The organism is Mesorhizobium sp. CNPSo 4661 (assembly GCF_057784215.1).
The window spans coordinates 127,387-152,575 of the sequence record NZ_JBWGIO010000010.1 but is presented as its reverse complement, the minus strand read 5'-3'; the positions used below and the strand labels follow the sequence as shown (position 1 = coordinate 152,575).

Below are 25,189 nucleotides of genomic sequence, written 5' to 3'. Positions count from 1 at the left end.
GGGTCGGCAGGTTGCGGGAGCAGGTTCAATGGAACAGCGCCGGTCATCGCAGAGCTTCAAGCGTAAGGAACTGGTCGCCAAGCTCAACGCCACGGGGGTGCGCGCCTTCAAGGCCGCGGCCGACACGGCCAAGCTGCGCGGCAATCCCTATGTCGAGCTTGTCCATTTCATCCAGCAACTGGTGCTGTCCGAGCGCTCGGATGTGCAGATGATCGTCGCCGATGCCGGGCTGGATGTCAGCCGGCTGACGGCGGACATGACCCGTGCCATCGACAAGCTGCCCTACGGCGCCACCTCGGTGGAGGAATTCTCCGACCACATCTTCCACGCCATCCAGGAAGGCTGGAACCTGGCGACGCTGGAGTTCGGCGTCGAAGAGGTGCGCAGTGCCCATATCCTGCTTGCCTGCCTCAAGACGCCGGTGCTGGAAGGGCTGGTCTCGAAGATCAGTGCCGAGTTCGACAAGATCGACGCGGACGGCGTCATTTCCCGCTTCGCCGATGTCGCCGAAGGCTCGCTCGAAGCCGGCTCACCTCCTGCCACGGCAGCCGCCGAGACGCCGATGAAGCGCGGTCCGGGCGGGGATTCGGCGCTTGCGAAATACGCCACCGACCTCACCCAGCGCGCCCGCGACGGCAAGATCGATCCCGTGGTCGGCCGCGATCCGGAGATCAGGCAGATCGTCGATATCCTGATGCGACGCCGGCAAAACAACCCGATCCTCACCGGCGAGGCGGGTGTCGGCAAGACGGCGGCGGTCGAGGGATTTGCGCTACGCATCGCCCAGGGTGACGTGCCGCCGACATTGCAGAACGTCAGCGTGCGCATGCTCGATGTCGGGTTGATGCAGGCGGGCGCCAGCGTCAAGGGCGAGTTCGAGAAGCGGCTGAAGGCCGTCATCGACGAGGTCCAGGCCTCCGAGGTGCCGATCATCCTGTTCATCGACGAAGCGCATACGTTGATCGGCGCCGGCGGCGCGGCCGGAACCGGCGATGCCGCCAATCTGCTCAAACCGGCGCTGGCGCGCGGCGAGTTGCGCACCATCGCCGCCACCACCTGGGCCGAATACAAGCAGCACATCGAGAAGGACCCGGCGCTCACCCGCCGCTTCCAGGTGGTCAAGATCGACGAGCCCTCGGAAGCCGTGGCCGTGCTGATGCTGCGCGGCGTCGCCGGCGTGCTGGAGCAGCACCACAAGGTGCAGATCCTGGACGAGGCGATCGAAGCAGCGGTTTCGCTCTCGCACCGCTACATCCCGGCCAGGCAGCTGCCGGACAAGGCGGTCAGCCTGCTCGACACCGCCTGCGCTCGCGTCGCAGTCTCGCAGCACGCGACGCCGGCCGAGGTCGAGGATATCCTGCGCCGCCGCCAGGCGCTCGAGGTCGAGAGCGGCATCATCGGCCGCGAGGCGGCGATCGGCATCGACGTCGCCGATCGGCAGGCCCGCGTCGATGCCGGGCTGGCGGAAACCGAGACCAGTCTGGCCGCCGCCCAGGCGCGGTGGGACCGGGAAAAGGCTTTGGTCACCGAGATACTCGACCTGCGTGCAAAATTGCGCGGCGAGGGCGTGCCGCTCGATGAGGCGCCTGCTGAAGAGACCGCCGCCGAGAGTGAGAGCACGGAGGGCGCGGCAAAGGCGCCCGAGAACAAGACTGGCGACGGCAAGGCTGCCGAGGCCAAGAAGACCAAGGCCTCGAAAGCCAAGGCGGCCAAGGCCGCGAAGGCCGAAACGGCTCCCGCCGAGCCGGCGGATGAAGCCGCCGCCGACCTCGCACGGCTGCGCGAGCTGATGGCCGAGCTGGCCGCCGCGCAAGGCGAGACACCGCTCATCCTGCCGTCGGTCGACCGCAATGCGGTCGCCGCCGTGGTGCAGGATTGGACCGGCATCCCGACGGGACGGATGCTCTCCAGTCAGACCGAAAAAGCGCTCAAGCTTGCAGCGACCCTGTCCGAGCGCGTGGTCGGCCAGGACCACGCGATGGAGATGATCGCCAGGCGCGTGCAGACCAGCCGCGCCGGCCTCGGCGCGCCGGAAAAGCCGGTCGGCGTGTTCCTGCTGTGCGGCCCATCCGGCGTCGGCAAGACCGAAACCGCTTTGGCGCTCGCCGAGACGCTTTACGGCGGCGAGCAGAATCTCATCTCGATCAACATGTCGGAGTTCCAGGAAGCACACACCGTCTCGACGCTCAAGGGCGCGCCGCCCGGCTATGTCGGCTACGGCAAGGGCGGCATCCTGACCGAGGCGGTGCGCAGGAAACCCTATTCGGTGATCCTGCTCGACGAGGTCGAAAAGGCGCATCCGGACGTGCACGAGATCTTCTTCCAGGTCTTCGACAAGGGCATGATGGACGACAGCGAGGGCCGCCGGATCGACTTCAAGAACACGCTGATCCTGCTCACCTCGAATGTCGGTTCCGACGTCATCATGGACCGCACGAAGAGCGGCACGGTCCGCACCGGCATCGACGATCTCGACACTGCGCTGCGCGCCCCGCTGCTGAAGGTCTTCCCGGCCGCGTTCCTCGGCCGCGTCGTGACCATTCCCTACTATCCGCTGTCGGACGCGATGATCGAGGCGATCGCCCGCCACCAGTTCGGCAAGATCGCCAAGCGGCTCAAGGCCACCAACGACGCCGAGCTGGTGATCGGCGACGGCGTGATGGACCTGGTCAAGGCGCGCTGCACCGAGATCGAATCCGGCGGCCGCATGATCGACGCCATCCTCACCAACACGCTGCTGCCGGAATTGAGCCGCGGCGTGCTCAACCGCTCGCTCGAAGGCAAGAAGATGGCGAAAGTCACAGTGGGCGCGTCGCCGGAAGGATTCACCTACTCGTTCGAATAGGCCTCCACGGTAGGGAGGTGGATGCCGGCGCGCAGCGAGTTGGAGAGCGCGAAGCGGTTGATCGGCTCCTTCGCGGCGATGGAGGTCACGAACAGCACACGCGGCTCCATTTCTTCTCGCGCATTGAAGGCAGCACCGCCCTCACGATATCCATCGCGCTCATGAACGGGCCGTCGAAGGCGGCGCGCCATTGCTCGATCATGATCTCGTCGAAGGGTGTGGCTCCAATGAGTGTGCCGGCGCTTGTCGGACCAAACACCCCAAAATCTGTGAAACGCGCGGAGCGCGTCATACGCTTTGAATGGACACAGGTGTACATTCGCGTTAAATGTACACTTGGCGCTGCTTGGGAGTGTTCGGCGACCAACGGCAAGGCAGCTATTTCAAGGGGCGTTTCGGTTGTACGAGCACGAGCTGAAGACATGGCGGCCAAGCCCTTGCGGCGGGGCAAAGCTTCCGACCTGCGACGAAGGTCCGGCCGTATGACGAGGCATTATTCGGCGCTTTCGCTCTTCAAGGAAGGCCTCGCCGGCCAGACCGGTTGGGACAAGGCCTGGCGCTCGCCGGAGCCGAAGCCGCGCTACGACGCCATCATCATCGGCGGCGGCGGCCATGGTCTCGCCACCGCCTATTACCTTGCGAAGAATCATGGCGTCACCAACGTCGCGCTCCTGGAGAAGGGCTGGATCGGCGGTGGCAACACCGGCCGCAACACCACCGTGGTGCGCTCCAATTACTTCTATCCTGAAAGCGCGGCGATCTACGGGCTGGCCCACAGCCTCTACAAGACGCTTTCGACGGACCTGAACTACAATGTGATGTTTTCCGCGCGCGGCATCCTCACCCTCGCGCACAGCGAAGCGGCAATGGAAACCGCCGCACGGTCGGTCAACGCCATCCAGGTCAACGGCATCGATTGCGAGCTGTTCTCGATCGAGGACATGCGTCGCGTCGTGCCGATCTACAATTTCAGCCCGGACACACGCTTCCCCGTCTATGGCGGCACCTGGCAGCCGAGCGGCGGCACCGCTCGTCACGACGCCGTCGCCTGGGGTTATGCGCGCGCCGCGAGTCGTCTCGGCGTCGACATCATCCAGAATTGCGAGATCACCGACTTCATCATCGAAGACGGGCGCTGCCGCGGCGTCGTCACCTCGCGCGGCGCGATCCGGGCCGAGCGCACGGGCATGGCGGTCGCCGGCCATTCGTCGGTGCTGGCGGCGAAGGCGGGATTCCGGCTGCCGGTCAATTCCTACGCGCTGCAGGCCTGCGTGTCCGAACCGGTCAAGCCGATCATCGATACGGTGGTGATCTCGCCGGACACGGGCGTCTATGTCAGCCAGTCGGACAAGGGCGAACTGGTGATCGGCGGCGCGCTCGACCGCATCCCGTCATACGGCCAGCGCGGCAATCTGCCGGTGCTGGAAAGCGTGATCGCCGGCATGCTCGACATGTTCCCGGTCTTCGGCCAGTTGAAGATGATGCGGCAATGGGCCGGCATCGTCGACGTGGTCCCGGATTCCTCGCCCATCATCGGCGAGTCGCCGCTGCCCGGGCTTTTCCTCAACTGCGGCTGGGGCACGGGTGGGTTCAAGGCGATACCCGCCGGCGGCACCCTGCTTGCCCATCTGCTTGCCACCGGCAGGCATCACGACATCAGCCGGCCCTTCGATCTCGACCGCTTCGCCCGCGGCCGCCTGGTCGACGAGGCCGCCGGCTCCGGCATTGCCCATTGAAGGTCTAGAAGAAGATGCAGCTCTTTCCCTGCCCGTTCTGCGGGCCGCGCGAAGAAAGCGAGTTTCACTATGGCGGCGAGGCCGGCAATCTGAGGCCCGACGGCCGCGATGTGACCGCCGAGCGCTGGGCCGGCTATCTCCACATGCGCGACAATCCGAAGGGGCCGACCCGCGAGATCTGGGTGCATCTGACCTGCGGCGAGTTCTTCGCGATGAGCCGCGACAGCGTCAACCACAAGGTGTCGGGCTCTTCCGTGCTCGGCGAAGCGGAGCACGGCGCATGAGTGCTTCGCGTCTCACCACCGGCGGCAGCGACATCGACCGCGCTCGTCCGCTGAGCTTCACCTTCGACGGCAGGCGCGTCGAGGGTTTTGCAGGCGACACGATCGCGTCGGCCTTTCTGGCGAGCGGCCAGGCCGTGGTCGGCCGCAGCTTCAAATACCATCGGCCGCGCGGCATCTGGGGCTCCGGCGTCGAGGAGCCCAACGCGCTGGTCGATGTCGAGAGCGTGGTCGGCCGCGTGCCGAACGCGCGCGCGACGACCGTGCAAGCCGTCGACGGCATCAAGGTCAGGAGCGTCAACGCTTCGCCGACGGCCGAGACCGACCGCAACGCCGTTCTGGATCGCTTCGCCCGCTTCCTACCCGCCGCCTTCTACTACAAGACCTTCATGTGGCCGGACTGGCACCTGTTCGAGCCGCGCATCCGCGCCATGGCCGGGCTTGGCATCGTCGATAGCGAATGGAAGCCGCGCCAGGTCTCCGATCAGGTCAACCATCATTGCGACGTGCTGGTGGTTGGCGCCGGGCCCGCCGGCCTTGCCGCGGCAGCCAGCGCGGCGGCGGCCGGACACTCGGTTGTCCTGGTCGACGACAGGACGCATCCAGGCGGATCGCTGCGCCACCGCGCCGGCGAAGTCGATGGCATCGACGGCAAGGCGTGGGTCGACGCGACAGTCGCGAGACTGAAGAGTGGTGGCCAGCTGGTGCTGAGCGACACGACCGCCTTCGGCCTTTACGACCACAATCTGCTCGCGCTCAACCAGCGGCACTCCGACGGTCGGCCGGACACGCTGTGGCGCGTGCGGCCTCGTCGCATCGTGCTGGCGACGGGCGCGATCGAACGGCCTGTCCCGTTCGCCAACAACGACCTGCCGGGAATCCTGTCCGCCGATGCGGCGCTCAGCTATCTGCGCCGGCATGGCGTGCTTGTCGGTCGCGAAATCGTGGTCGCGACCAACAACGACAGCGCCTATGAGCCTGCCTCGGCGTTGGCCGCGGCCGGCGCTTCCGTGACGGTGGTCGATTGCCGGCGCGAGGGCGGCGCGCAAGCGAAGGGCGGTATTCGCGTCCTGGCGGGCCGTACGGTCGCAGCAGCGCGGGGGCGCAATGCCGTCCAGGGCGTCCTGCTGGACGACGGCACGACGCTTGCTGCCGATTGCGTTCTCGTCTCCGGCGGCTGGACACCCACCGTGCATCTGTTTTCGCAGGCGAAAGGCAAGCTCGCCTGGAGCGATCAACTGGCGGCTTTCATCCCCGGCGAAGCCATTGAAGGGATTGGCGTCGCCGGCGCCGTGGCCGGCGCGGTCTCGCTTTCCGAAACCCTAGCCAGCGGCGTGGCGGCCCTTGATGCGTTCGGTTCCTTCTCGTCGCCCGCGCCTCGCGGCTCGGGAGCGGAGGCAACACTCGGCGTCGTCAGCCTGTGGCCGAAACCCAAGGCCAAGGGCCGCGTCTGGATCGACTACCAGAGCGACGTCACCGCCAAGGATGTCGAGCTTGCGGCGCGGGAGAACTTCGTCTCGGTCGAGCACCTGAAGCGCTACACCACGCTCGGCATGGCGACCGACCAGGGCAAGACCTCTAACCTGAACGGTCTGGCGCTGCTGGCGGATATCACCGGGCGCGGCATTCCGGAGGTCGGCACCACGACCTACCGGCCGCCATTCACGCCTGTCCCGTTCGCCAGCCTGGTCGGTTCGCGCCGGGGCAGCATGCACAATCCGGTCCGCCGCCTGCCACTGGAGGCAAACCACCGCGCCGCCGGCGGGGTGTTCCAGGAATATGGCGGTTGGCTAAGGCCTGCTTACTATGGCGGCGGCGAAGCCCACGCCTCGATCCAGGAGGAGGCGCGGCGCGCCCGGCAGTCGGTCGCGCTCTTCGACGGCTCGACGCTGGGCAAGATCGAGGTGATCGGCCCCCGCGCGGCCGAGTTCGTCGACTTCATCTATTACAACACCATGTCGACCCTGAAGCCGGGCCATTGCCGCTACGGCTTCATGCTGTCGGAAAACGGCGTCGTCTTCGACGATGGCGTCCTGGTCCGCCTGGACGAGCATCGCTTCATCGTTTCCTGCTCGTCGTCGCATGTCGCCGCGGTCCACGCGCGCCTCGAGGAATGGCGGCAGGATCGTTTCGGCCGCGATGCGGTCTATATCCACAACGCCACCGCGCAATACGCCACCTTGACCGTTTCGGGTCCGAACGCGCGCCAGGTCGTGGAAGCGCTCGATCTGGGTGCAACACTTGACGATGCCAGCCTGCCGCATATGGGAGTAGCCGTTGGCCGTTTCGCCGGCAACGAGGTGCGCATCGCCAGGGTCTCCTTCACCGGCGACCGCAGCTACGAAATCTCCATCCGCGCCGATCGGGCGGAGGTGCTGTGGGCCAGGATGCAGCAGGAGGGCCGCGCCTTCGACGCCGTGCTGCTCGGGCTTGAATCGCTGATGATCCTGCGCGCCGAGAAGGGCTACATCGTCATCGGCAAGGACACCGACGGAACCACCATGCCGCACGATCTGGGCGTCGCCGGACCGCGGACCAAACGCGCCAGCGAGTTCGTCGGCCGGCGCTCGCTTTTCACGGAAGCGGGCAACAGCACGGACCGCAATCAACTCGTTGGCCTGGCTGTCCGCGAAGGCGAGGCGCCGCTGGCGACCGGCGCGCATGGGGTGGAGAAGCGCGAGGGCCGGCCCAAAAGCATCGGCTTCGTCACCTCCAGCTATCAGAGCCCGACCCTGGGACGCCCTGTCGCGCTGGCGCTCATCGAACGCGGCGCGGCGCGGCATGGCGAAACGATCGACATTCAACATCTGGGCGTCGTGCGGCAGGCAACGATCGTCGCGCCTTGCGCCTTCGATCCGGAAGGGAGGCGGCTCCATGCATAACCTTGCCGAAAAGTGGCCGGCACCGCTCGAGTGGGCCACCGCCACGCTTAGCAAAGGCAGCGTCAGCGTGCGAACGCTTGGCGGGCTGAACCAGCTTCTGGTCAGCGGCGACCTTGCGGCCTGGTCGAAGGCTTCCGGGCTTGCCGGCGAAGGCGTCGGAGCCGGCGCAATTGCCGGCGGCGACACATACATGGTGCGGATCGCGCGCGACCGCCTTCTTGCGGTTGGCGAACAGCCGTTCCCCATTGCGGCCGGCTGGCACGCGGCCGGTTTCGCGGTCACGGTCATGGATGCCGGATTGCACGTGTTCGAGATCGAGGGGCCGGACATGGAACGCCTGATCGCCAGGGGCACGGCGCTCGATCCAGGAGCGGCAAGCCCCTCGGCTTCGATCCTTTTTGCCGGCGTCGGCGTTCTCTTCTACCGGTTCGGCAAATCCGATCGGGCGCGGCTCCATGTCGACCGGGGCCTTGCTCCGTATCTTTGGCAATGGCTCGGACAAGCGCAAGTATTGTAGCGCGGATGGTTCGGGTCTATCTAGCCGGCGTTCAATCTTGGCCGGACCGCTATGCTCTCCGATTCCAGTGCTGATGACGTCGTGCGGCGGTCCGGTCTGATCGGCAACACCAAGGTGATGCGCGAGGACTGGATGAACCTCGCGCTGGAGACGCTGATCTCCGAGGGCGTCGAGGCGGTGCGCGTGCTTGCGCTCGGGCAGAAGCTGAATGTCTCCCGTTCCAGTTTCTACTGGTACTTCAAGAGCCGTCAGGACCTGCTCGACCAGCTGCTGGATTACTGGCGCAACAACAACACCCGTTTCATCGTCGAGCAGGCCGGCCGGCCGGCCGCGTCGATCACGCAGGCCGTGCTCAATATCTTTGAGTGCTGGCTCGACGAATCGCTCTTCAATCCGCGGCTGGACTTCGCCGTGCGCGCCTGGTCGCGCCAGTCCGCCGACGTGCACCGGGTCGTGACCGAGGAGGACGACGCGCGCGTCGAAGCCATCCGGGCGATGTTTTCACGCCATGGCTACGAAGCCACGGAAGCGTTCGTGCGCGCGCGCGTGCTTTACTTCACGCAGATCGGCTATTACTCGCTAGAGATCGTCGAGCCGGTAAGCAACCGTCTCTTCCTGACGCCGGCTTATTTGCTCACGCATACGGGCGAAGCGCCTCGCGAAGGCGAGGTGGAGGCCTTCGCCAAAAAAATGCTGCCGAGGCGTCCTGGCTGAGCAGTCCCGCCATCCGCGATCAATGGTCAGGAGCAGCCCTGTCGACTATATAGGCGTTTTCAGCCTGATCGTCGTTCCGTGACCCCTGCCATCCGTCTGCAAGCCGCCCTCGAACTTATGCATGAAGTCGATAGTGCTCCGCGCCCCGCGGATGCTGTCGTCTCGGCCTGGTTTCGCGCCCGACGTTATATCGGCGACAAGGACCGTGGTCAGATTTTAGATCTGCTCTATGCGCTTCTGCGGCATCATGCGCGGCTTGGCTGGTGGCTGGCCAGGCACGGGCGCCAGGATGTGCCCCGCACCCGGCTGCTCGCATGGCTGACGCTGAAGGAAGGCAAGACGCCTGATCAGATCGAACGCCTGTTCAATGGCGCGAAATTCGCGCCCGCCATGCTGACGGATCACGAGCACGCGCTGCTGGTCAAATTGCAGGGATCCACGATCGACCATCCCGGCATGCCGGAAGAGGTGCGCCTCGAATGTCCGTCCTGGGCGGTCGATCCGTTGCGGCGCCGTTTCAGGGAAGCGTTTGGGCAAGAGATGGCAGCGCATCTGACGCCGGCGCCGCTCGACTTGCGCGTCAATCCGATCAAGTCGACGCGCGAGGCCATGCTTGGCGCGTTGAGAGATCACGGCTTGCGGGCACAGGCGTCAGCCATGGCTCCCTACGGCATTCGCGTGGATGAACGCCCCTCGCTGGCCAGCCTGCCGATGCTCAGAACCGGTGAGGTCGAGATCCAGGATGAGGGCTCGCAGCTCGTCGCCATGCTGGTCGATGCCCGGCCGGGCGAGCGCGTGGTCGATTTCTGCGCCGGAGCCGGCGGCAAGACGCTGGCCATCGCCGCGCAGATGAACAACAAGGGCCATATTGTCGCCTGCGATGTGATGGACGGCCGCTTGAAGCGAGGCGCCGAGCGCTTTCGCCGGGCAGGACTGCACAATATCGAGACCCGGCTCCTAGCCAGCGAGACTGACCGCTGGGTCAAGCGCCACAAGGGTGGTTTCGATCGCGTGCTGGTCGATGCGCCATGCAGCGGCACCGGCACGTGGCGACGCAATCCCGACGCACGCTGGCGCGCGCCGGAGGAGCAGGGCCTGGACAATCTCGTGTCGCTGCAAGCCCGGATCCTGGCCAGCGCGGCGCGTCTGGTGAAGCCTGGCGGACGGCTGGTCTACGCGACATGCTCGATGTTGTCGGAGGAGAATGAGGAGCAGGTGGCCGCTTTCCTGGCGGCGCATCCCGCTTTTCGCGCCGTGCCGCTCAACGAGGCCGCGCCGCAACTGACGAATTCAGCCCATTCCGACTACCTGTCGCTGACGCCCGCGCGCAACGGCACCGACGGCTTCTTCGCCGCCGTCATGCAGCGAGAAGGTCCACGCCCAGGCGGGCCGCCCACAGCCATTCGCGATCCATTTCCTGAATGACCCACCCGAATGGGGCCAATAGCGGGCCGGCAGCTTGAGGTATAAATAGCCAGAGACGATGAGGCACGCCGCTTGCTTACCAGCGAACAGACCCAAGGCAGTCAGGCGCAAGTCGATCGGTCCGCGAAGTCTTCAGACAGCTGCCACCGGCATCGCAACCAGGACGGAGCCGCCTTCCACCTTTGCAGGATAGGTTCGCAGATTTATGCATGGCGGTAGGCGCGTGGCCGCGCCGGTGCGGTAGTCGAAGGCGCCAGCATGTTTCGGGCATTCGACCTCGTAGTCCATGACCAGCCCATCGGCGATATGGACGGCCTCATGCGTGCACAGGCCGTCAGTGCAGAACACCTCGTCGTTGGGCGAGCGGAAGACGGCGTAGGTCCGGCCTTTATGGTCGAAACGTCGGGCTCCCTCCTGTTCGATGTCATCGAGGCCGCAAGCCCTGATCCAATCGGTCATTTTTCCCATCCGTAAAATTCGATCGCGGCGCACCTCCGCATAGCCTTCATAGCCGCCCGGAGGCCCCGCAAGCGGCTGTGCGTGCAGATGTCATTTGATGGCCGCCGCATTGGCGCGGGCCTTCTTCTTCTCGTAGCGGGCGTCCATGCGCGCGGCGGCTTCCTTGCTGCCGTCGTGGAAGGTGCCGAACCAGCGGTCGAACGGGATGAGGCCGTCGCCGTAATTCACCTCGAAATGCTTGTGGTGGAGGTAGTGGATATAGGCGTGGCTATCGACCGACGTGTCTTCCGTAAGCTCGATCTTGTCGAAGCCGACATGGCCGGGAATGGCGCCGAAGCCGGCATAATGGAGCTGGTAGAGCGCCAAGAGCGGGTTCGACGGGATGATCAGGTGCCAGAAAGCGACGCCAAGATAGCCGAGCTGCTCCACCGGGTGCATCGACAGCGACGACCAGGGGGACGGGTTGACCGAATTGTGGTGCACCGAATGCACCCATTTGTAGAGCGGACCCCAATGGATCGCCCGGTGCAGCAGGAAGAAATGCGTTTCGTGGATGATCGGCACCACCAGCGCCAGGCAGAACAGGTAGACCGGATGCTCCGCGAAGGTCAGCCACAGCACATAGCCATTGGCGTAAGCATAGAGAATCGCCACCTCGATCGCCGTCCAGATCGGCATGCCGGTGCCGAAGGTGCGCAGCATGTTGTCGATGTTTTGGTTCTGGAAGAAGAAGGCCTTGTTCTTCTGTTCCGAGGGCCATTTGCCGTTGTATTTGAAACGGTTGCCCTGGGCTCTCAAAATGTACAGTCGAAGCTCGAAGGCGCCGAAGAAGACGAGCAGCGCCACGCAGTTGACGATGAACAGGCGCAGGATCCAGCCGGCGGAGAGCGTCTTCATCACCTCGACGTCGGGCAGCACGAAGCGCCACCATGCCACCGCCGAGACGGCGAAAAGCAGATTATAGGGCAGGAGATAGCTCGGCAGCCATTTCAGCACCGCCAGCGGACGCGGCGGGAAGACGAACAGCGGCGCGGTGCCGGCCGGTTCGTTAGGAGCCCAGTCGCCCCTTTTGTTGCGTGTGCCGAATTGCAGGTCATCCATGATGAGCCTCACAAGGACTGAGAGAGGGTGAGGAAGCGGTCATAGGCGGCATCGTCCATGTCCACCTGGTGCTTCGCTTCGGGATAGCTGCCTTCGGCGACGTCGCGGCCAAAGGCGCGGAAGGCGCTGATGCGCTTTTCCTGCAGCTCGGCCTCCAGCGTGACGAAGTCGGCATAGCGCTTTGCGTGGCGCGGATAGTGGCCGGTGTGGGTACCCAGCACATCGCAGGAGAACAGGTATTGCGTGTCGCAGGCGCTGCCGCAACCCATGCCCATGGTGATCAGCGGGGTCGAGCGCGTGATGTGATCCGCGAGTCGCACCGGTACGACCTCGACCTCGATGCAGGCGGCGCCCGCATTCTCGAGGTCCTTCGCCGCGCGCAGTACGTTGAGCGCTTCCTGGGCGGTGCGGCCGATGGCGCGGAAATTCGTCCAGGTGGCGCGGTTAGGCACCAGGCCGACGTGGCCGGTGACGGGAATGCCTTCCGCCGCCATTGCCTCGATAAAGCGCGGCGAGTGTGATGAATAGACCGCATCGGCGCCGCGCTTCATCATAGCGAAGCCCAACCGCACGGCCTCCTCAGGCGAGGCGACCGCGCCATGCGGCATGCCGACGGAGAGGAACGCGTAAGGTGCCGCCTGGCGGATGGCTTCCAGATTGTGATCGGGCTCGCAGGAGAGGATGACGATATCGCATGCCGCTGCGGCAGCGGCCTCGGCCGGCGTGTCGACATGGAGCTGCAGCCATTTACGGCTGCCTTTGGCGCTCTGCAGGTCGTATGTCGTCAGCCGCCTTGCCACTGTCATCCTCCCGTTTCGCAAGGAATAGCACCGCGTGCTCGCTGGCGCCGCTTGTTCCTTGATCAAATCAGATCAAACGTTTTCGGCCGTGAAGGTGATGAAGCGGATCGGCGGGTTTCCGACGGGCAAGTTATGCAGGTTGAGCGCGGCGAGCACCAGGTCAATGGCGCGGCGCGCTTGCGCGTCTGGCGCCTGGTCGAGCACGACATCCATCGTCCCCTCGCGCAAGGCCTTGGTGCTGCGCTCGGTGAGTTCATGGCCGACGAAGAAGATATCGCGGCCTCTGCCGTGCTTGCGCAACACCTTGTTCAGAGCGGTGTTGGCGCCGCCGGCATTGTAGAGGCCGGCAAGGTCGGGCCAGCGTTTCAACGCCTCGTGCAACTGCTCGGCATTACGGTTGCCGTCGTCGAAGCCGAAAAGGGCCGCGACCGGCTCGAATTCCCTGCCTTCCTCGATCAGGTAATCGAAGAAGCCGCGCACGCGGTCGCGGTGCACGCGGTAGATCTGACTATGGCAGATCGCGATCACCTTGCCCGGCCGCCGCTGCATCTTGGCCATGAGTAGCCCCGCCATGCGGCCAGCGGCGTAATTGTCAATGCCGACATAGGTGCTCTTGGTACGGGAGATCTGGGTGACGATCTGCACCGTCGGAATGTTCTCCGCCTCGAGTTTCCGCAAGGCGTCGCTGACCAGCGGATGGTCGGGCACGGCGAGAATGAGCGCCGCGCGGCGCAGATCGGGTTCCAGGATGCGTTTGGCGATCGCCGCCGGCTTCGCCTCGTCGAGAAAGGTACGGTGCACGGCGATCGAGCGGTCGAGCGTCGCGGCGATGCGCTCGAAGGCATCGGAAAGACGGGCGAAGAAGGTCGCGTCCGGCCTGACCAGTATCACCTCGATGCGAATGACGCCGCGATGCGCCTCCGGCAGTCGGCGCGGATAATCGAGCGAACGCGCCGCCGCGACCACCTTCTCGACGGTCTGCGGCCGCACTCCGCCCCTGTCGTTCAGGACACGCTCGACCGTGGCCGTGCCAACACCGGCCCGCCGCGCAATCTCAAGGAAGGTGGGCTTAGGAATCTTGATCCTCCGCTGTCCGTACGCCGGAGCCTAGCCGGCTGCACATGCTTTTTCCAAGACATGTGCCTCCCTTCGGCATCGAATGCGCGTGTGCGACCCTCAGCATAGTCGGCCAAAACGTCGGCTTTCGGGGGCGGTAACGGCCGCCTAGCTGCCAGCTAAATCGGATCTGCTTGTGGCTCGACCGACACCCGGCAGCTGAGGGTGTGCTATAGGGAGACCGGCGGCCCCCATCGCCTCACTTCTTTGGAAAGGGCACGCCCTTGGTGGTGAACCGCTGCCCTTTGCCGATCGGGCGCATGGGGCGCTTGGTGGCGGCGGCCTTGCCGGTTCCGGGAGGCTGGTGGGCGGGCACGAGCTGGTCGGGGCGGGGACCGATCAGGTCGGCGCGGCCCATCTCCTTCAGGGCATCGCGCAGCAGCGGCCAATTGTCGGGGTCGTGGTAGCGCAGGAATGCCTTGTGCAGCCGGCGCTGCCGCCCGCCGCGTACGGTCTCGACCTTGTCGGTCGCGCCGCGCCGGACGCCCTTCAGCGTGTTGACGCCGGTATGGTACATCGCCGTCGCCGTGGCCATGGGCGAAGGCAGGAAGGTCTGCACCTGGTCGGCGCGGTAGCGGTTCTTCTTCAGCCAGAGCGCCAGCTGCAGCATGTCCTGGTCGGTCGTGCCGGGATGGGCGGCGATGAAATACGGAATGAGATAGTATTTCTTGCCGGCTTCCTTGGCCGCTGCGTCGAACATCTCCTTGAAGCGGTCGTAGGTGCCGATGCCGGGCTTCATCATCTTGTCGAGAGGCCCGCGCTCGGTGTGCTCGGGCGCGATCTTGAGGTAGCCGCCGACATGGTGGGTCACCAGTTCCTTGACATATTCGGGGCTCTTGACGGCCAGGTCGTAACGCACGCCGGAGGCGACCATCACCTTCTTGACGCCCTTGACCTCGCGGACTTTGCGGTAAAGCCGGATCAGGTCGTCATGCGAGGTGTTGAGGTTGGGGCAGATGTCGGGAAACACGCAGGACGGCAGGCGGCAGGCCGCCTCGATCTTGGGGTCCTTGCAGGCCATCCGGTACATGTTGGCGGTCGGTCCGCCGATATCGGAGATCACGCCGGTGAAGCCCGGCGTCTTGTCGCGGATCTTCTCGATCTCGCGCAGGATCGAGCCCTCGGAGCGGTTCTGGATGATGCGGCCTTCGTGCTCGGTGATCGAGCAGAAGGTGCAGCCGCCGAAGCAGCCGCGCATCACCGTCACCGAGAACTTGATCATGTCCCAGGCAGGGATCTTGGCATCGCCATAGGACGGATGCGGCGCGCGCGCGTAGGGCAGGTCGTAGACGGTGTCCATCTCGTCGGAGGTCAGCGGGATGGGCGGCGGATTGAGCCACAGGTCGCGGTCGCCGTGGCGCTGGACCAGCGGGCGGGCATTGCCGGGGTTGGCCTCGCGGTGCAGCACGCGCGAAGCGCGGGCATAGGCGTCGCGATCGTCCTCGACCTGTTCGAAGGATGGCAGCCGGATCACGGTGTCGCCGGGCTTGCGGCTCGCGCCCTCGTCGGCGGAATCGAGATCGTCGGCATGGAGCTCCGTGAAGTGCTCGGGCACGCGGCGGAACAAGGCGACGCCCCTGATCGAATCGAGTTGGCGTGGCGTGTCGCCGGCCGCAAGCCGGTTCGCCACCTCGACGACGGCGCGCTCGGCATTGCCGTAGATCAAGAGGTCGGCCTTGGCATCGGCCAGGATCGAACGGCGCACCTTGTCGGACCAGTAGTCGTAATGGGCGATGCGGCGCAGCGAGGCTTCGATGCCGCCCAGCACGATCGGCACGTCCTTGTAGGCCTCGCGGCAGCGCTGCGTATAGACGATCGTGCAGCGGTCCGGCCGCTTGCCGCCTTCACCGCCCGCCGTATAGGCGTCGTCATGGCGCAGCTTGCGGTCCGACGTATAGCGGTTGACCATGGAATCGAGGTTGCCCCCGGTGATGCCGAAGAACAGTCTGGGCCTGCCCAGCGCCTTGAACGGCTCCGCCGACTGCCAGTCGGGCTGCGAGATGATTCCGACCCGAAAACCTTGGGATTCGAGCAGACGGCCGATGATCGCCATGCCGAAGCTCGGATGATCCACATAGGCGTCGCCCGTGACGAGCACGATGTCGCATTCGTCCCAGCCGAGCGCCGTCATCTCGGCGCGGCTCATCGGCAGGAACGGCGCTGCCCGTCCGGCACGAGGCTTGCTGCCGGACGGCGGGATGATTTGTTTTTGGGCGCTGGCTATGGTTTCCATGGCCTCGACGTATAGGCCGCCGCCAAAGCGAATTCAATTAAGCTCGATTTGGGCCGCGGAAAGAGTTGGGCAGCTTGAAAGTATGGTACCGGAGGCGGAATCCAAATTGTGCAAATAGCGCCTGCAGATCACGGGGGGCTTCGCAGGGCGTTGGAACCGCCATGGGCGGCGCGATCGATCGCAGGCTAGACTAGGGGCGAAAGAGCCGTGGTCTATTCCGCGTTCCGCTCACGTAAGGCTACGCCGTCGCCCACACGGTCGCTCGGGTGCAGGACAACCCGGTCGCCTTCCGACAGGCCCGACTCGACCTCGGCCACCCTGTTGTTCCGGTGACCGATCTTGACCACGGTCGTGCGCGCTCGTCCGTTCTCGAGGAGATACACGGCCCAGTCATCACCCTTTCGAAACAGGGCCGCCACCGGAAGGCGGCCAGCTCGATATCCGAATAGCGTCCGGAGGAAACATCGGAAAGGATTGACGCGAAATTCTGGTCGCCGAGTCGATTGCCGAACATCCTTGATCGAACGTGGCTGAAGGATTCGACCGGTTCGGGATGCCGCACGTGGATGGCGGCGCCCTCGTCGGCGCCCAGTCGGGACCAGGCTGATTCCGACAAGCCGATTTCGCCGGTGGCCAGGAGGTCCGACGATACTTGGTAGAGTGTCGCAAGGACCTCGGGGCCGCCAGCCGAGAGGAGCACGCGCGAATGGGCGGTGAGGCCTTCTGAACGGCATACGTGGCAGTCTGTCCGCATGAAGACGACGGCTTCATGTTGCGTGTGGATGCCGAGACGCCGAGCGCGCAACGGAGCCGGTTCTTGTAGTGCTAACGCTGCCGCCTTCATGGCACGATCGCTTTCTCCAGGTGCTCAGGGACCCTGTACGACTGTCGAGATCCAGGGATGCGGCTGTGACAACGCCGTCGGCCACAGCCGCATTGACGCTTACATCATGCCCGTTGGCGCAGGCATGAGCAGCTTGTCGGCCACCGCCTTCTGGGCATCATCCAGCGACGCGTAGAAGGGCTCCAGCGCGACCTTGAGCCGTCGCAGTCCTTCGAGTCGCGTCGACAGCACTCGCTCTTGAAGCTCGATCCGCTTCACTGGCGTTCCGGAATCTCCGCTCATCATGCCGGCCGGCATTTTCGCCATCGCGTCCTTGGCCGAGCTGGCGTTAGCCCGCAGCGCCTCGGCGAGGGCGTCCCATAAGGGCCGCTGGGCCTTGGTGAGCTTCAGTTCGGTCGAGAGGAAAGGCGATTCGTCCCTCGACATGCTCGGGCGACATCATCTGCCCCATGGGGCTATCGTCGCCCGAGTCCATCATCATCTTCATCATGCCGTTCGACACAATGTTGTTGGACATCGAGCTGCCCATCATCATGGGCATGGCCGAGCTGGGGGCTGCCTCCTCCGCCTTCTCCGTCGCGGCGGCGGGCGGCGAGCCGTCTCCGCCGCCGGTTTTATGATGGGCTTCGTTCGCGAGAACAGGCACCGAGAATACAAGCATCGTCCCGATCGCCAGGGCACTAAAGAGGGTTTTCATGACTATGTCTCCTTGTTGGTATTGCGGCTTCATCAGCGCCTCGTTCAGCCTGCATCGCCCGATGCTGGGCTCGCGGACTGGAAGGTGATGCCGTTCGGCCCCTTGCCGACTGCATAGGATTTCAGGACCGAGATCAGCGACACGGTGCCGTCGACGATGTTGGTCACCAAGACGAAGGCACCGTCGTTGCTGACGGCGACTCCATGAGCACCCAGCCCAGTGCGGATTGTCTTGACGACCTTGCCGCGCTTGGCCGCGTCGTGCGGCGTAATGGCGACCGGAAAGGAGTCGACCTTCCCAGCTGAGAGGTCGGTCCGGCTGATGAAGCCACCATGTTCGTCGGCAGTGTAGACGAAGCCTGAAGCAGCGGGTTCGGCTCCCGCTGGCCTGACGATCAACGCAGCCGCGGCGACGGCTGCTGCTGCCATCAGGGCCAACAGCGTCATGCGTCGGGCGATACCCGAGCGGTTGTCGACCGCCTGGGCGACGGCATTGTTTCTGCGATTGTTTCTCATGGTCTCATCCTCGAAATCGGTCACGCGATGTAGTCGACGACGGTCATCATGCCGGTCGCCATGTGATAGAGGTGATGGCAGTGGAAGGCCCATGTCCCCGGGTTGACGGCATCGAACGCCACCGTCACCTCGCGCATCGGCGGCATCCAGACGGTGTCGCGCACGGCTCCCGCGAAGCGGCGCCCATCGATGGCGACCACCTGGAAATGGTGGCCGTGCAGATGCATGGGATGGCCCATCATGCTGGCATTGCGCATCGTGAGTTCGACGCGCTCGCCGTTCTTGACCGGGATCGGCTGGTGGTTGCTCCATGTCTTGCCGTTGAGGGTCCAGGAGTAGCCCTGCATCGTTCCGCCGAGCTCGACGGGTTCATGGACATCGGCCACCCGCTCCGCGAGCGGTTTGGCGGCCGTAATCCTGGTCTCGAATGAGAGATCGAGAGGCCCGGCCCGATCGCCGGCGGACGCGATGCGCTTGACCCCGCCTCCCTTGGTCGCCAGCACGAACCCGGTGCGCTGGACGCCGCCTTCGCGCAGGGCCAGGATCGGCCACGCTCCCTTGTCCCCGGGAATGCTGAGCCTGATGTCGATGCGCTGGCCCATGGCGAGCGGGAAGCCGCGGCCGCGGAGGGGAACGACGGGATTGCCGTCGACGGCAATGACCTCGCCTTCGAGCGTCCCGGTATCGATCCAGAACGCCGTGGCGGTCGCCCCGTTGATCAGGCGCAGCCGGACCGTTCCGTTTCTTTCGACGGTGAAGACTTGAGGGTCATCGAGCGTACGGTCGTTTGAGAGATAAGCGTCGTACTCGATGTCGTTGAGGTCCGTTGGCATGGTCATGGTCTGCCCGCCCGACATGCCTTGCATATCCGTGCCCTGCATGCCCGACATCGCGTGTCCGGCCATGCCGCCAGTTCCCGACGCAGCCGCTGATCCGGCCAGTCCGGCGAGCAGCTCCTCGGGCGTCTTGAAGCTGAAGTCGTGGAGCAACACCACGACGGGCTGCTCGTCCGCGCCATCTTCAGCGGGGTCGGTGACAATCAGCGGCGCGGCAAGCAGTTGCTGCTCTTGCAGCGTATGCGCATGCATCCAATGCGTGCCCGGCGTCGCGATCGGGAAGTTATAGTCATAGGATTGGCCGGGCTGAAGCAAGGGCTGCGGCAGGTCCGGCACGCCGTCCTGCCCGAAGGGCGGCGTCAGGCCATGCCAATGGATCAAGGTCGGCGCGGCGAGCGCGTTCTCGAGCCGGACCTGGAAGCCATCGGCTGCCGACATGGTAAGCCCATGCGTGCCGTCGGGCTGCATGAGACCAAAGACCTTGGCGGCGCGGCCGGCGACCTCGATGACGCGCGTATCGGCCCGGATGATTTTAGGTGCAGCTGCCCAGGCGGCTGGTGGAATGATCAACGGCTGTACGGCACTCGCCGCACCAATAGCCGCAGCAGACGCCAGGAACTGGCGACGGGATATGGATTGCATAACAAAGCTCTCATGTTCGTGACTCGAGGCCGGATTGACCGGCGGCGAAGCGCACGAACGCGAGGGCCCGTGCGCTCAGGCGGTCACAGCGAGCTTTGGGGGGCGCAGGCGCATCGGTATGTCGGCGGGAGAGGAAACGAAGGGCGGCGCAGTCGCGACTGGCTGGGCCTGCGACGTCGCTACGAATGCCTGGGCGTCAACCGGAACGCAGAACGAGCAACTCGAAGCGGAATCGGAACATATTCCTTGATCGTGGTTGTGGCCAACGTCCTTGCATGGAGCGCGATGACCATCATGTCGGACCGCCGCGGAGCCATGAATGTGCTCCACCGTCCATTGGGTGCCACCCGGAGCCGCGGCCGCGTTGGCATGGCCATAAAAGGCCGTGGTGAACGCCACCAGCAGGGCGAGGCAGACGGAGACCCAACGCGACCCGCCCAATCGTGACGAGCGCTTCATTGTACGGTCCAGCCTTGATCGGATGCTATGCCGATCCACGATCATACCCTTCCATAGCGGCAGCAGAGGCCATCTTGGAACTGATCATACCCTGGAGACCTGGACAGCGATTTGTCCTAGATCAAAGAGTCCAGGGCTCTGGAAAGAGTTCTGTGGTCTTCCCCGTCGACCGATAGGTCAGCAACCCGAGCCACTCGTGCGCGGCGAGGCCCGCTGCCGCGAGGCCACCTGCATCAGAGGCCTGAACCAGAGAGTGCCAGCCCATAGCCTAGCACAACGCGAGAACTCCCGATTGACGTCGATGTATCGGGCCTGAAGGCGAGGACGCGGGCTGAATCGCCGATAGCCATGCGCTCAACTCAGTTGCCTGGGTGTGGGATATCTGCGGCAATCAGGGAATAACAAGTTCAATTTCGGGCCAAGAGTGTTACCCGTAGCCTATGTGTCCGGAACGGACCTAACCTATGTGTCCAGAACGGACCAAGAGGGCTTGGTGCCCAGAGGCGGATTCGAACCACCGACACGCGGATTTTCAGTCCGCTGCTCTACCAACTGAGCTATCTGGGCCTGTGCCGGCTAACGGGATGCGCCCGCCGGGTTTCACGAAGGCACCAGGCGGCGCCCCTTGAAAGCGCGTGGGTTATAGCACGGGAATTCTGCCTGTCCAGCGCCTAGGTGTTGATTTCGTCAGGAAAGAAAAATCGCCGGGAAACGGTCGGTCGCCGGCTGCGCTCACGGCTCGTCCTTGGACGTCGGGCCCGGCTTCGGGCTGTCGTCTTCTTCCTCTTCGCCGTCGCGGCCGGGAATGACATAGGCGCCCTTCAGCCAGCGATTGAGGTCGATGTCCTTGCAGCGCGCCGAGCAGAACGGATAATGCTCGCGCGCCGACGGCTTGCCGCATTCGGGGCAGGGCCGCTTCGGCCGCAGCGGCGTCACCTTGTCGTCCAGGCTCATGAGCGCGCGGCGTGCCAGTTCTGGTGCGCCTTGAAGCCTTCGCCGGAAAGCAGCGCCACGCTCTCGTAGAGCGGCAGGCCGACCACATTGGTGTAGGACCCGACGAGCTTGACGACGAAGGAACCGGCCAGGCCCTGCACGGCATAGCCGCCGGCCTTGCCGCGCCACTCGCCCGAGGCGACATAGGCGTCGATCTCCTCGCGCGGCAGCCGCTTGAAGCGCACCCTTGTCTCCACCAGCCGCTGGCGCAGCTTGCCGCCGGGCGTGATCAGGCAGATGCCGGAATAGACACGGTGCGAGCGGCCGGAAAGCAGGCCGAGGCAGTTGATGGCGTCGTCGATCGTCTCGGCCTTGGGCAGGATACGCCGCCCGACCGCCACCACCGTGTCGGCGGCGAGGATGAAGGCGGGCGCATAGTCCTCCTCGCTCTTCAGCGAGGCCAGCGCCTTCTCGGCCTTGTCCTTGCAAAGGCGCTTGGCCAGCGAGCGCGGATGCTCGGCGCGCAGCGGCGTCTCGTCGACATCGGCGGGCAGCACCCGGTCCGGCTCGATGCCGGCCTGCTGCAACAGTTCGATGCGGCGCGGCGAACCCGAGGCAAGCACGAGCTTCTGCAGGATGCTCATCGCGGTCGGCGCCAGGCTGTTACTTGAAACGGTAGGTGATGCGGCCCTTGGTCAGGTCGTAAGGCGTCATCTCGACCAGGACCTTGTCGCCGGTCAGCACGCGGATGCGGTTCTTGCGCATGCGGCCGGCCGTGTGGGCGATGATTTCGTGTTCGTTTTCGAGCTTCACCCGGAACATCGCATTGGGCAGCAGTTCGGTGACCACACCTGGAAACTCGAGGACTTCTTCCTTCGGCATTCGATACCTTTGCTTGGATGGGCGTTCCGGCGCCTAGAGCATGATGCCGAAAAGTGTGAAGCGGTTTTCGGACGACATCATGCTCTACTCTTGATCTGGAGTCGGATGATTTCCGACTCCAACCGGAATTTGCGCGGAACCTATATGATAATCGTCCGCTTGTGAACAAGCTTAATCCGGGGCGCTTTCAGCCCCTGGTGCCGCAAAACGTCGGCTTATGCGCGCTTTCAGCCGCTCGCGCACGTCGCGATAGGCGGCCATGATGTGCTCGCGCGTGCCGCCGGTGTCGGTCGGGTCGGGCATCGGCCAATATTCGACCTCGACTGCCAGCGATCGGGTGAGCTCGAGCGCCGCGTGGTGCGCTTCAGGCGCCAGCGTGACGATCAGATCGAAATAGTCGTCTTCCAGCTCGTCCAATGTCCTGGGCTGGCGCTCGCCGAGCGACAGGCCCTCTTCGGCCAACACCGCGTCGACGAACGGGTCCCGCTCGCCGGCGCGCACGCCGGCCGAAGCGACGAAGGTGGTGGCGGGAAGCATGCGGCGCGCCAACTGTTCCGCGATCGGCGAGCGCACGGCGTTCATGCCGCACAGGAACAGGATCGAATGCGGCAGGGCGGCCAGCACTAGAGCATGGTCCCGAACCGGAGGTCAGCGCACGCAAAAAGTGGGAGCCGGTTTTCGGAGAAGATCATGCTCCAACAAAGAGTTAGATCAGGATGGCGATTCAACGAAACGTCATCCTGATCTAGCCCCGCCAGTGCAGCACGCAGACCAGCGTGAACAGCCGGCGCGCCGTGTCGAAGTCGATCTCGATCTTGCCGGCGAGCCGGTCCATCAGCGTTTGCGAGCCCTCGTTGTGCAGGCCGCGCCGGCCCATGTCGATCGCCTCGATATGGCTGGGCGTCGAGGAGCGGATCGCCTCGTAATAGCTTTCGCAGATCAGGTAATAGTCCTTGACGATGCGCCGCAGCGGCGTCAGCGACAGGATGTGGGTGACCACCTCCGCGTCGTTCTCGCGGCTGACGGCGAAGACCAGGCGCTGCTCGGCCAGCGAAAGCTTCAGCCTGTATGGACCGGCGCCGCCATCATTGACCGGCCGAAAACTGTTCTCCTCGATGAGGTCGAAGATCGCCACGGCCCGCTCGTGCTCGACGTCGGGCGTCGAACGCCCGATCGATTCGTCGAGCTCGACGTCGATCAGCCTGTCACGGGTTTGGTTGTGGCCAGACATCGCTACATGTTCAACCTGATCTCGACGGAGCGGGCATGGGCATCGAGGCCTTCCGCCTTGGCGAGCGCGATCGCGGCCGGCGCCAGCGTCTTGAGCTGATCCGGCCCGAGCTTCAGGATCGAGGTGCGCTTGACGAAATCGAGCACGGACAGACCCGACGAGAAACGCGCCGAGCGTGCCGTCGGCAGGACGTGGTTGGAGCCGCCGACATAGTCGCCGATGACCTCCGGTGTATGGCGACCGATGAACACGGCGCCGGCGTTGCGCATCCTCGAAAGAAAGCCCTCGGCATCGTCGAAAGCGAGCTCGACATGCTCGGCCGCGATCCTGTCGACCAGCGGCAGCGAGGCTTCCAGCGTCGGCACCAGGATAACCGCGCCGAAGTCGCGCCAGCTCGCGGCCGCCGTCTCGGCGCGCGGCAGCACCTTGAGCTGGCGTTCGACCGCCTGCTCCACCGCCTTGCCGAATTCGGCGCTGTCGGTGATCAGGATCGACTGCGCCGATATGTCGTGCTCGGCCTGCGCCAGAAGGTCGGCCGCGATCCAGTCCGGATCGTTGTCGGCGTCGGCCACCACCAGAACTTCCGACGGCCCGGCGATCATGTCGATGCCGACGGTGCCGAAAACCTGGCGCTTGGCGGCCGCGACATAGGCATTTCCCGGCCCCACGATCTTGGCGACGGGCCTGATCGTCTCGGTGCCGTAGGCAAGTGCTGCAACCGCCTGCGCGCCGCCGACGCGGTAGATCTCCGAAACGCCGGCAAGGTCGGCGGCCACCAGCACCAGCGGATTGACGCCGCCGCCCGAGGCCGGCACGACAATGGCGATGCGCTCGACGCCGGCGACTTTGGCAGGCACGGCGTTCATCAGCACCGAGCTCGGATAGCTGGCCGTGCCGCCCGGCACGTAAAGGCCGACCGCTTCGATCGCCGTCCAGCGCGAGCCGAGCTCGACCCCGGCGGCATCCGTATAGCGGTCGTCCTTGGGCTTCTGCCGCTCGTGATGCGAATGGATACGCTCACGCGCGAATTTGAGCGCCTCGACGGTCGCCGGATCGGCTGCCTCATAGGCCTTGGCGATGTCGTCCTTCGAGACGGCGATGCCGAGCGCGCTGAGATCGGCCTTGTCGAACTTCAGCGTGTAATCGATAAGCGCCTTGTCACCCTCGGCGCGCACGCGCTCGATGATGCCGCGCACCACGGCCTCGACGTCGGCCGACACCTCGCGCTTGGTGGTGAGGAAGGCCGAAAAACGCTGTTCGAAATCGGCGTCCTGCTGTCGGAGCGTAATCGCCATTGCGCTTTTAGCCTCTGTGCACGGGTCGCGAGGTGGCTTCCCAGGCGCCGCCGACATCGGCAAGCCGTGCCTCGACGCATTCGACGTCGAGCATGATGGTGCCGCCGCCCGAAAACACCAGTTCGACGATGCCTGCCGGTTTGCTGATGGCGATGAAGCTGATCGCCAGCAGCGACAGCACCTCGGCCGGCTTGTCGCGTTGAATGCCGCTGGTCTTGGCGCCGAGCACGCGATCGAAATGCAGGACGCTCTGGCGCCGTTCATTGTGCTGGCGCAACAGGCCGGACTTCGCTTCCCAGACGAAGCGGTTCATCGTCAGCACGAAGCGCTTGGCCGCCGGCAGATATTCCAGGTCGGAGACCTTCATCACGGCGTCCTGGACGTGCGCCGAGACGATGCTCAGATCCTGTTCGTCGAGCGCGATGAGCTTGAGAACTGCCATGCCGAATGCGCACCTGAAGGTTGGTTTCAGCCTCTGTTATGCGGTCTTTCCGGTCCGTGCAACCTCGGCACGGATCCGGCCAAGGGCAATCACGTCAGGTCCGCGCCGCCCCTCATCGCCCTGCCGGGCACTTCTCCGCGTATGGTGACGGCGAGAAGGAAGGCCTTCGCCGAGGATTTCGCCAATCGCGAACGTTGCAGCAAAGGCGCCAAGGGCGCGGACAGCCCTTCTCCCCGTTTACAGGGAGAAGATGCCGGCAGGCAGATGAGGGGCGGCGCCAGCTTCAAAAAATTGGCCCCAACGC

General features: G+C 64.9%; 25 protein-coding genes and 1 tRNA gene. 7 read left to right on the top strand and 19 right to left on the bottom strand.

Annotated elements, in window-relative coordinates:
* Positions 1–28 precede the first annotated feature (28 nt).
* Positions 29–2,845, top strand: coding sequence for a type VI secretion system ATPase TssH (tssH, locus tag AC0YKC_RS16865; protein ID WP_488511852.1), 2,817 nt, complete (start codon positions 29–31; stop codon positions 2,843–2,845).
* Between the two features lie 85 nt (positions 2,846–2,930).
* On the opposite strand, the gene AC0YKC_RS16860 is transcribed toward tssH, so the two are convergent.
* Positions 2,931–3,104, bottom strand: a complete 174-nt coding sequence (locus tag AC0YKC_RS16860) for a hypothetical protein (RefSeq protein ID WP_434725270.1) — start codon at positions 3,102–3,104, stop codon at positions 2,931–2,933.
* Between the two features lie 223 nt (positions 3,105–3,327).
* Here AC0YKC_RS16860 and AC0YKC_RS16855 point away from each other — a divergent pair, with 223 nt between their 5' ends.
* The 6 genes from AC0YKC_RS16855 to AC0YKC_RS16830 all read left to right on the top strand — a co-directional run bounded on the left by AC0YKC_RS16855 (position 3,328) and on the right by AC0YKC_RS16830 (position 10,400).
* Positions 3,328–4,581: a sarcosine oxidase subunit beta family protein gene (locus AC0YKC_RS16855; RefSeq protein WP_488511851.1), complete on the top strand. Its 1,254-nt coding sequence runs from the start codon at positions 3,328–3,330 to the stop codon at positions 4,579–4,581.
* A gap of 14 nt (positions 4,582–4,595) precedes the next feature.
* Positions 4,596–4,865 (top strand): sarcosine oxidase subunit delta, encoded by a 270-nt coding sequence (locus tag AC0YKC_RS16850; protein ID WP_320298742.1) that lies wholly within the window; start codon positions 4,596–4,598, stop codon positions 4,863–4,865.
* The gene (locus tag AC0YKC_RS16845) at positions 4,862–7,744 is read left to right on the top strand and encodes a sarcosine oxidase subunit alpha family protein (RefSeq protein ID WP_488511849.1); all 2,883 of its coding nucleotides are present in this window, start codon (positions 4,862–4,864) and stop codon (positions 7,742–7,744) included. Before AC0YKC_RS16850 ends, AC0YKC_RS16845 begins: the two co-directional genes overlap by 4 nt.
* Entirely contained in the window at positions 7,737–8,261 is a 525-nt protein-coding gene (locus tag AC0YKC_RS16840) for a hypothetical protein (protein WP_488511848.1), read from the top strand. Before AC0YKC_RS16845 ends, AC0YKC_RS16840 begins: the two co-directional genes overlap by 8 nt.
* Before the next feature lie 51 nt (positions 8,262–8,312).
* Complete coding sequence (locus AC0YKC_RS16835; RefSeq protein WP_488511847.1) at positions 8,313–8,975, top strand: TetR/AcrR family transcriptional regulator; 663 nt, start codon at positions 8,313–8,315, stop codon at positions 8,973–8,975.
* A 117-nt stretch (positions 8,976–9,092) separates the two neighbouring features.
* Complete coding sequence (locus AC0YKC_RS16830) at positions 9,093–10,400, top strand: RsmB/NOP family class I SAM-dependent RNA methyltransferase (RefSeq protein ID WP_488511846.1); 1,308 nt, start codon at positions 9,093–9,095, stop codon at positions 10,398–10,400.
* 132 nt (positions 10,401–10,532) lie between these two features.
* Here AC0YKC_RS16830 and AC0YKC_RS16825 read toward each other — a convergent pair whose 3' ends face one another.
* From AC0YKC_RS16825 to AC0YKC_RS16740, 18 genes are all read right to left on the bottom strand, one after another.
* Positions 10,533–10,859: a MocE family 2Fe-2S type ferredoxin gene (locus AC0YKC_RS16825; RefSeq protein WP_488511845.1), complete on the bottom strand. Its 327-nt coding sequence runs from the start codon at positions 10,857–10,859 to the stop codon at positions 10,533–10,535.
* Positions 10,860–10,949: 90 nt separating this feature from the next.
* Positions 10,950–11,960 (bottom strand): sterol desaturase family protein, encoded by a 1,011-nt coding sequence (locus AC0YKC_RS16820; protein ID WP_488511844.1) that lies wholly within the window; start codon positions 11,958–11,960, stop codon positions 10,950–10,952.
* 8 nt (positions 11,961–11,968) lie between these two features.
* A complete protein-coding gene (locus AC0YKC_RS16815) occupies positions 11,969–12,766 on the bottom strand; it encodes a 3-methyl-2-oxobutanoate hydroxymethyltransferase (RefSeq protein ID WP_488511843.1) in 798 nt (265 codons plus the stop codon).
* Between the two features lie 66 nt (positions 12,767–12,832).
* Positions 12,833–13,837: a LacI family DNA-binding transcriptional regulator gene (locus AC0YKC_RS16810; protein ID WP_488511919.1), complete on the bottom strand. Its 1,005-nt coding sequence runs from the start codon at positions 13,835–13,837 to the stop codon at positions 12,833–12,835.
* 238 nt (positions 13,838–14,075) lie between these two features.
* A complete protein-coding gene (locus tag AC0YKC_RS16805; protein ID WP_488511842.1) occupies positions 14,076–16,109 on the bottom strand; it encodes a YgiQ family radical SAM protein in 2,034 nt (677 codons plus the stop codon).
* Positions 16,110–16,321: 212 nt separating this feature from the next.
* Positions 16,322–16,843: a permuted SH3 domain-containing protein gene (locus tag AC0YKC_RS16800; protein WP_488511841.1), complete on the bottom strand. Its 522-nt coding sequence runs from the start codon at positions 16,841–16,843 to the stop codon at positions 16,322–16,324.
* Positions 16,844–17,052: 209 nt separating this feature from the next.
* Positions 17,053–17,379 (bottom strand): Spy/CpxP family protein refolding chaperone, encoded by a 327-nt coding sequence (locus tag AC0YKC_RS16795; RefSeq protein WP_488511840.1) that lies wholly within the window; start codon positions 17,377–17,379, stop codon positions 17,053–17,055.
* Entirely contained in the window at positions 17,282–17,650 is a 369-nt protein-coding gene (locus tag AC0YKC_RS16790; RefSeq protein WP_488511925.1) for a hypothetical protein, read from the bottom strand. Before AC0YKC_RS16790 ends, AC0YKC_RS16795 begins: the two co-directional genes overlap by 98 nt.
* Positions 17,651–17,694: 44 nt before the next feature.
* Entirely contained in the window at positions 17,695–18,189 is a 495-nt protein-coding gene (locus AC0YKC_RS16785; protein WP_488511839.1) for a YncE family protein, read from the bottom strand.
* Positions 18,186–19,634: a multicopper oxidase family protein gene (locus AC0YKC_RS16780; RefSeq protein ID WP_488511918.1), complete on the bottom strand. Its 1,449-nt coding sequence runs from the start codon at positions 19,632–19,634 to the stop codon at positions 18,186–18,188. Before AC0YKC_RS16780 ends, AC0YKC_RS16785 begins: the two co-directional genes overlap by 4 nt.
* A 959-nt stretch (positions 19,635–20,593) precedes the next feature.
* Positions 20,594–20,669 (bottom strand) — tRNA-Phe (locus AC0YKC_RS16775).
* A gap of 165 nt (positions 20,670–20,834) precedes the next feature.
* Entirely contained in the window at positions 20,835–21,056 is a 222-nt protein-coding gene (yacG, locus tag AC0YKC_RS16770) for a DNA gyrase inhibitor YacG (RefSeq protein ID WP_320298766.1), read from the bottom strand.
* A complete protein-coding gene (locus tag AC0YKC_RS16765; protein WP_320298767.1) occupies positions 21,053–21,679 on the bottom strand; it encodes a Maf-like protein in 627 nt (208 codons plus the stop codon). Before AC0YKC_RS16765 ends, yacG begins: the two co-directional genes overlap by 4 nt.
* A 19-nt stretch (positions 21,680–21,698) precedes the next feature.
* The gene (gene infA, locus AC0YKC_RS16760) at positions 21,699–21,917 is read right to left on the bottom strand and encodes a translation initiation factor IF-1 (RefSeq protein WP_006200926.1); all 219 of its coding nucleotides are present in this window, start codon (positions 21,915–21,917) and stop codon (positions 21,699–21,701) included.
* A gap of 171 nt (positions 21,918–22,088) precedes the next feature.
* On the bottom strand, positions 22,089–22,541 hold the full coding sequence (locus tag AC0YKC_RS16755) for an arsenate-mycothiol transferase ArsC (protein ID WP_488511836.1): 453 nt from the start codon (positions 22,539–22,541) through the stop codon (positions 22,089–22,091).
* Positions 22,542–22,662: 121 nt separating this feature from the next.
* Complete coding sequence (locus AC0YKC_RS16750) at positions 22,663–23,148, bottom strand: UPF0262 family protein (protein WP_488511835.1); 486 nt, start codon at positions 23,146–23,148, stop codon at positions 22,663–22,665.
* A gap of 2 nt (positions 23,149–23,150) precedes the next feature.
* Positions 23,151–24,443, bottom strand: a complete 1,293-nt coding sequence (hisD, locus tag AC0YKC_RS16745) for a histidinol dehydrogenase (protein ID WP_488511834.1) — start codon at positions 24,441–24,443, stop codon at positions 23,151–23,153.
* A gap of 7 nt (positions 24,444–24,450) precedes the next feature.
* Entirely contained in the window at positions 24,451–24,885 is a 435-nt protein-coding gene (locus AC0YKC_RS16740; protein ID WP_320298771.1) for a DUF2948 family protein, read from the bottom strand.
* Between the last annotated feature and the right edge of the window lie 304 nt (positions 24,886–25,189).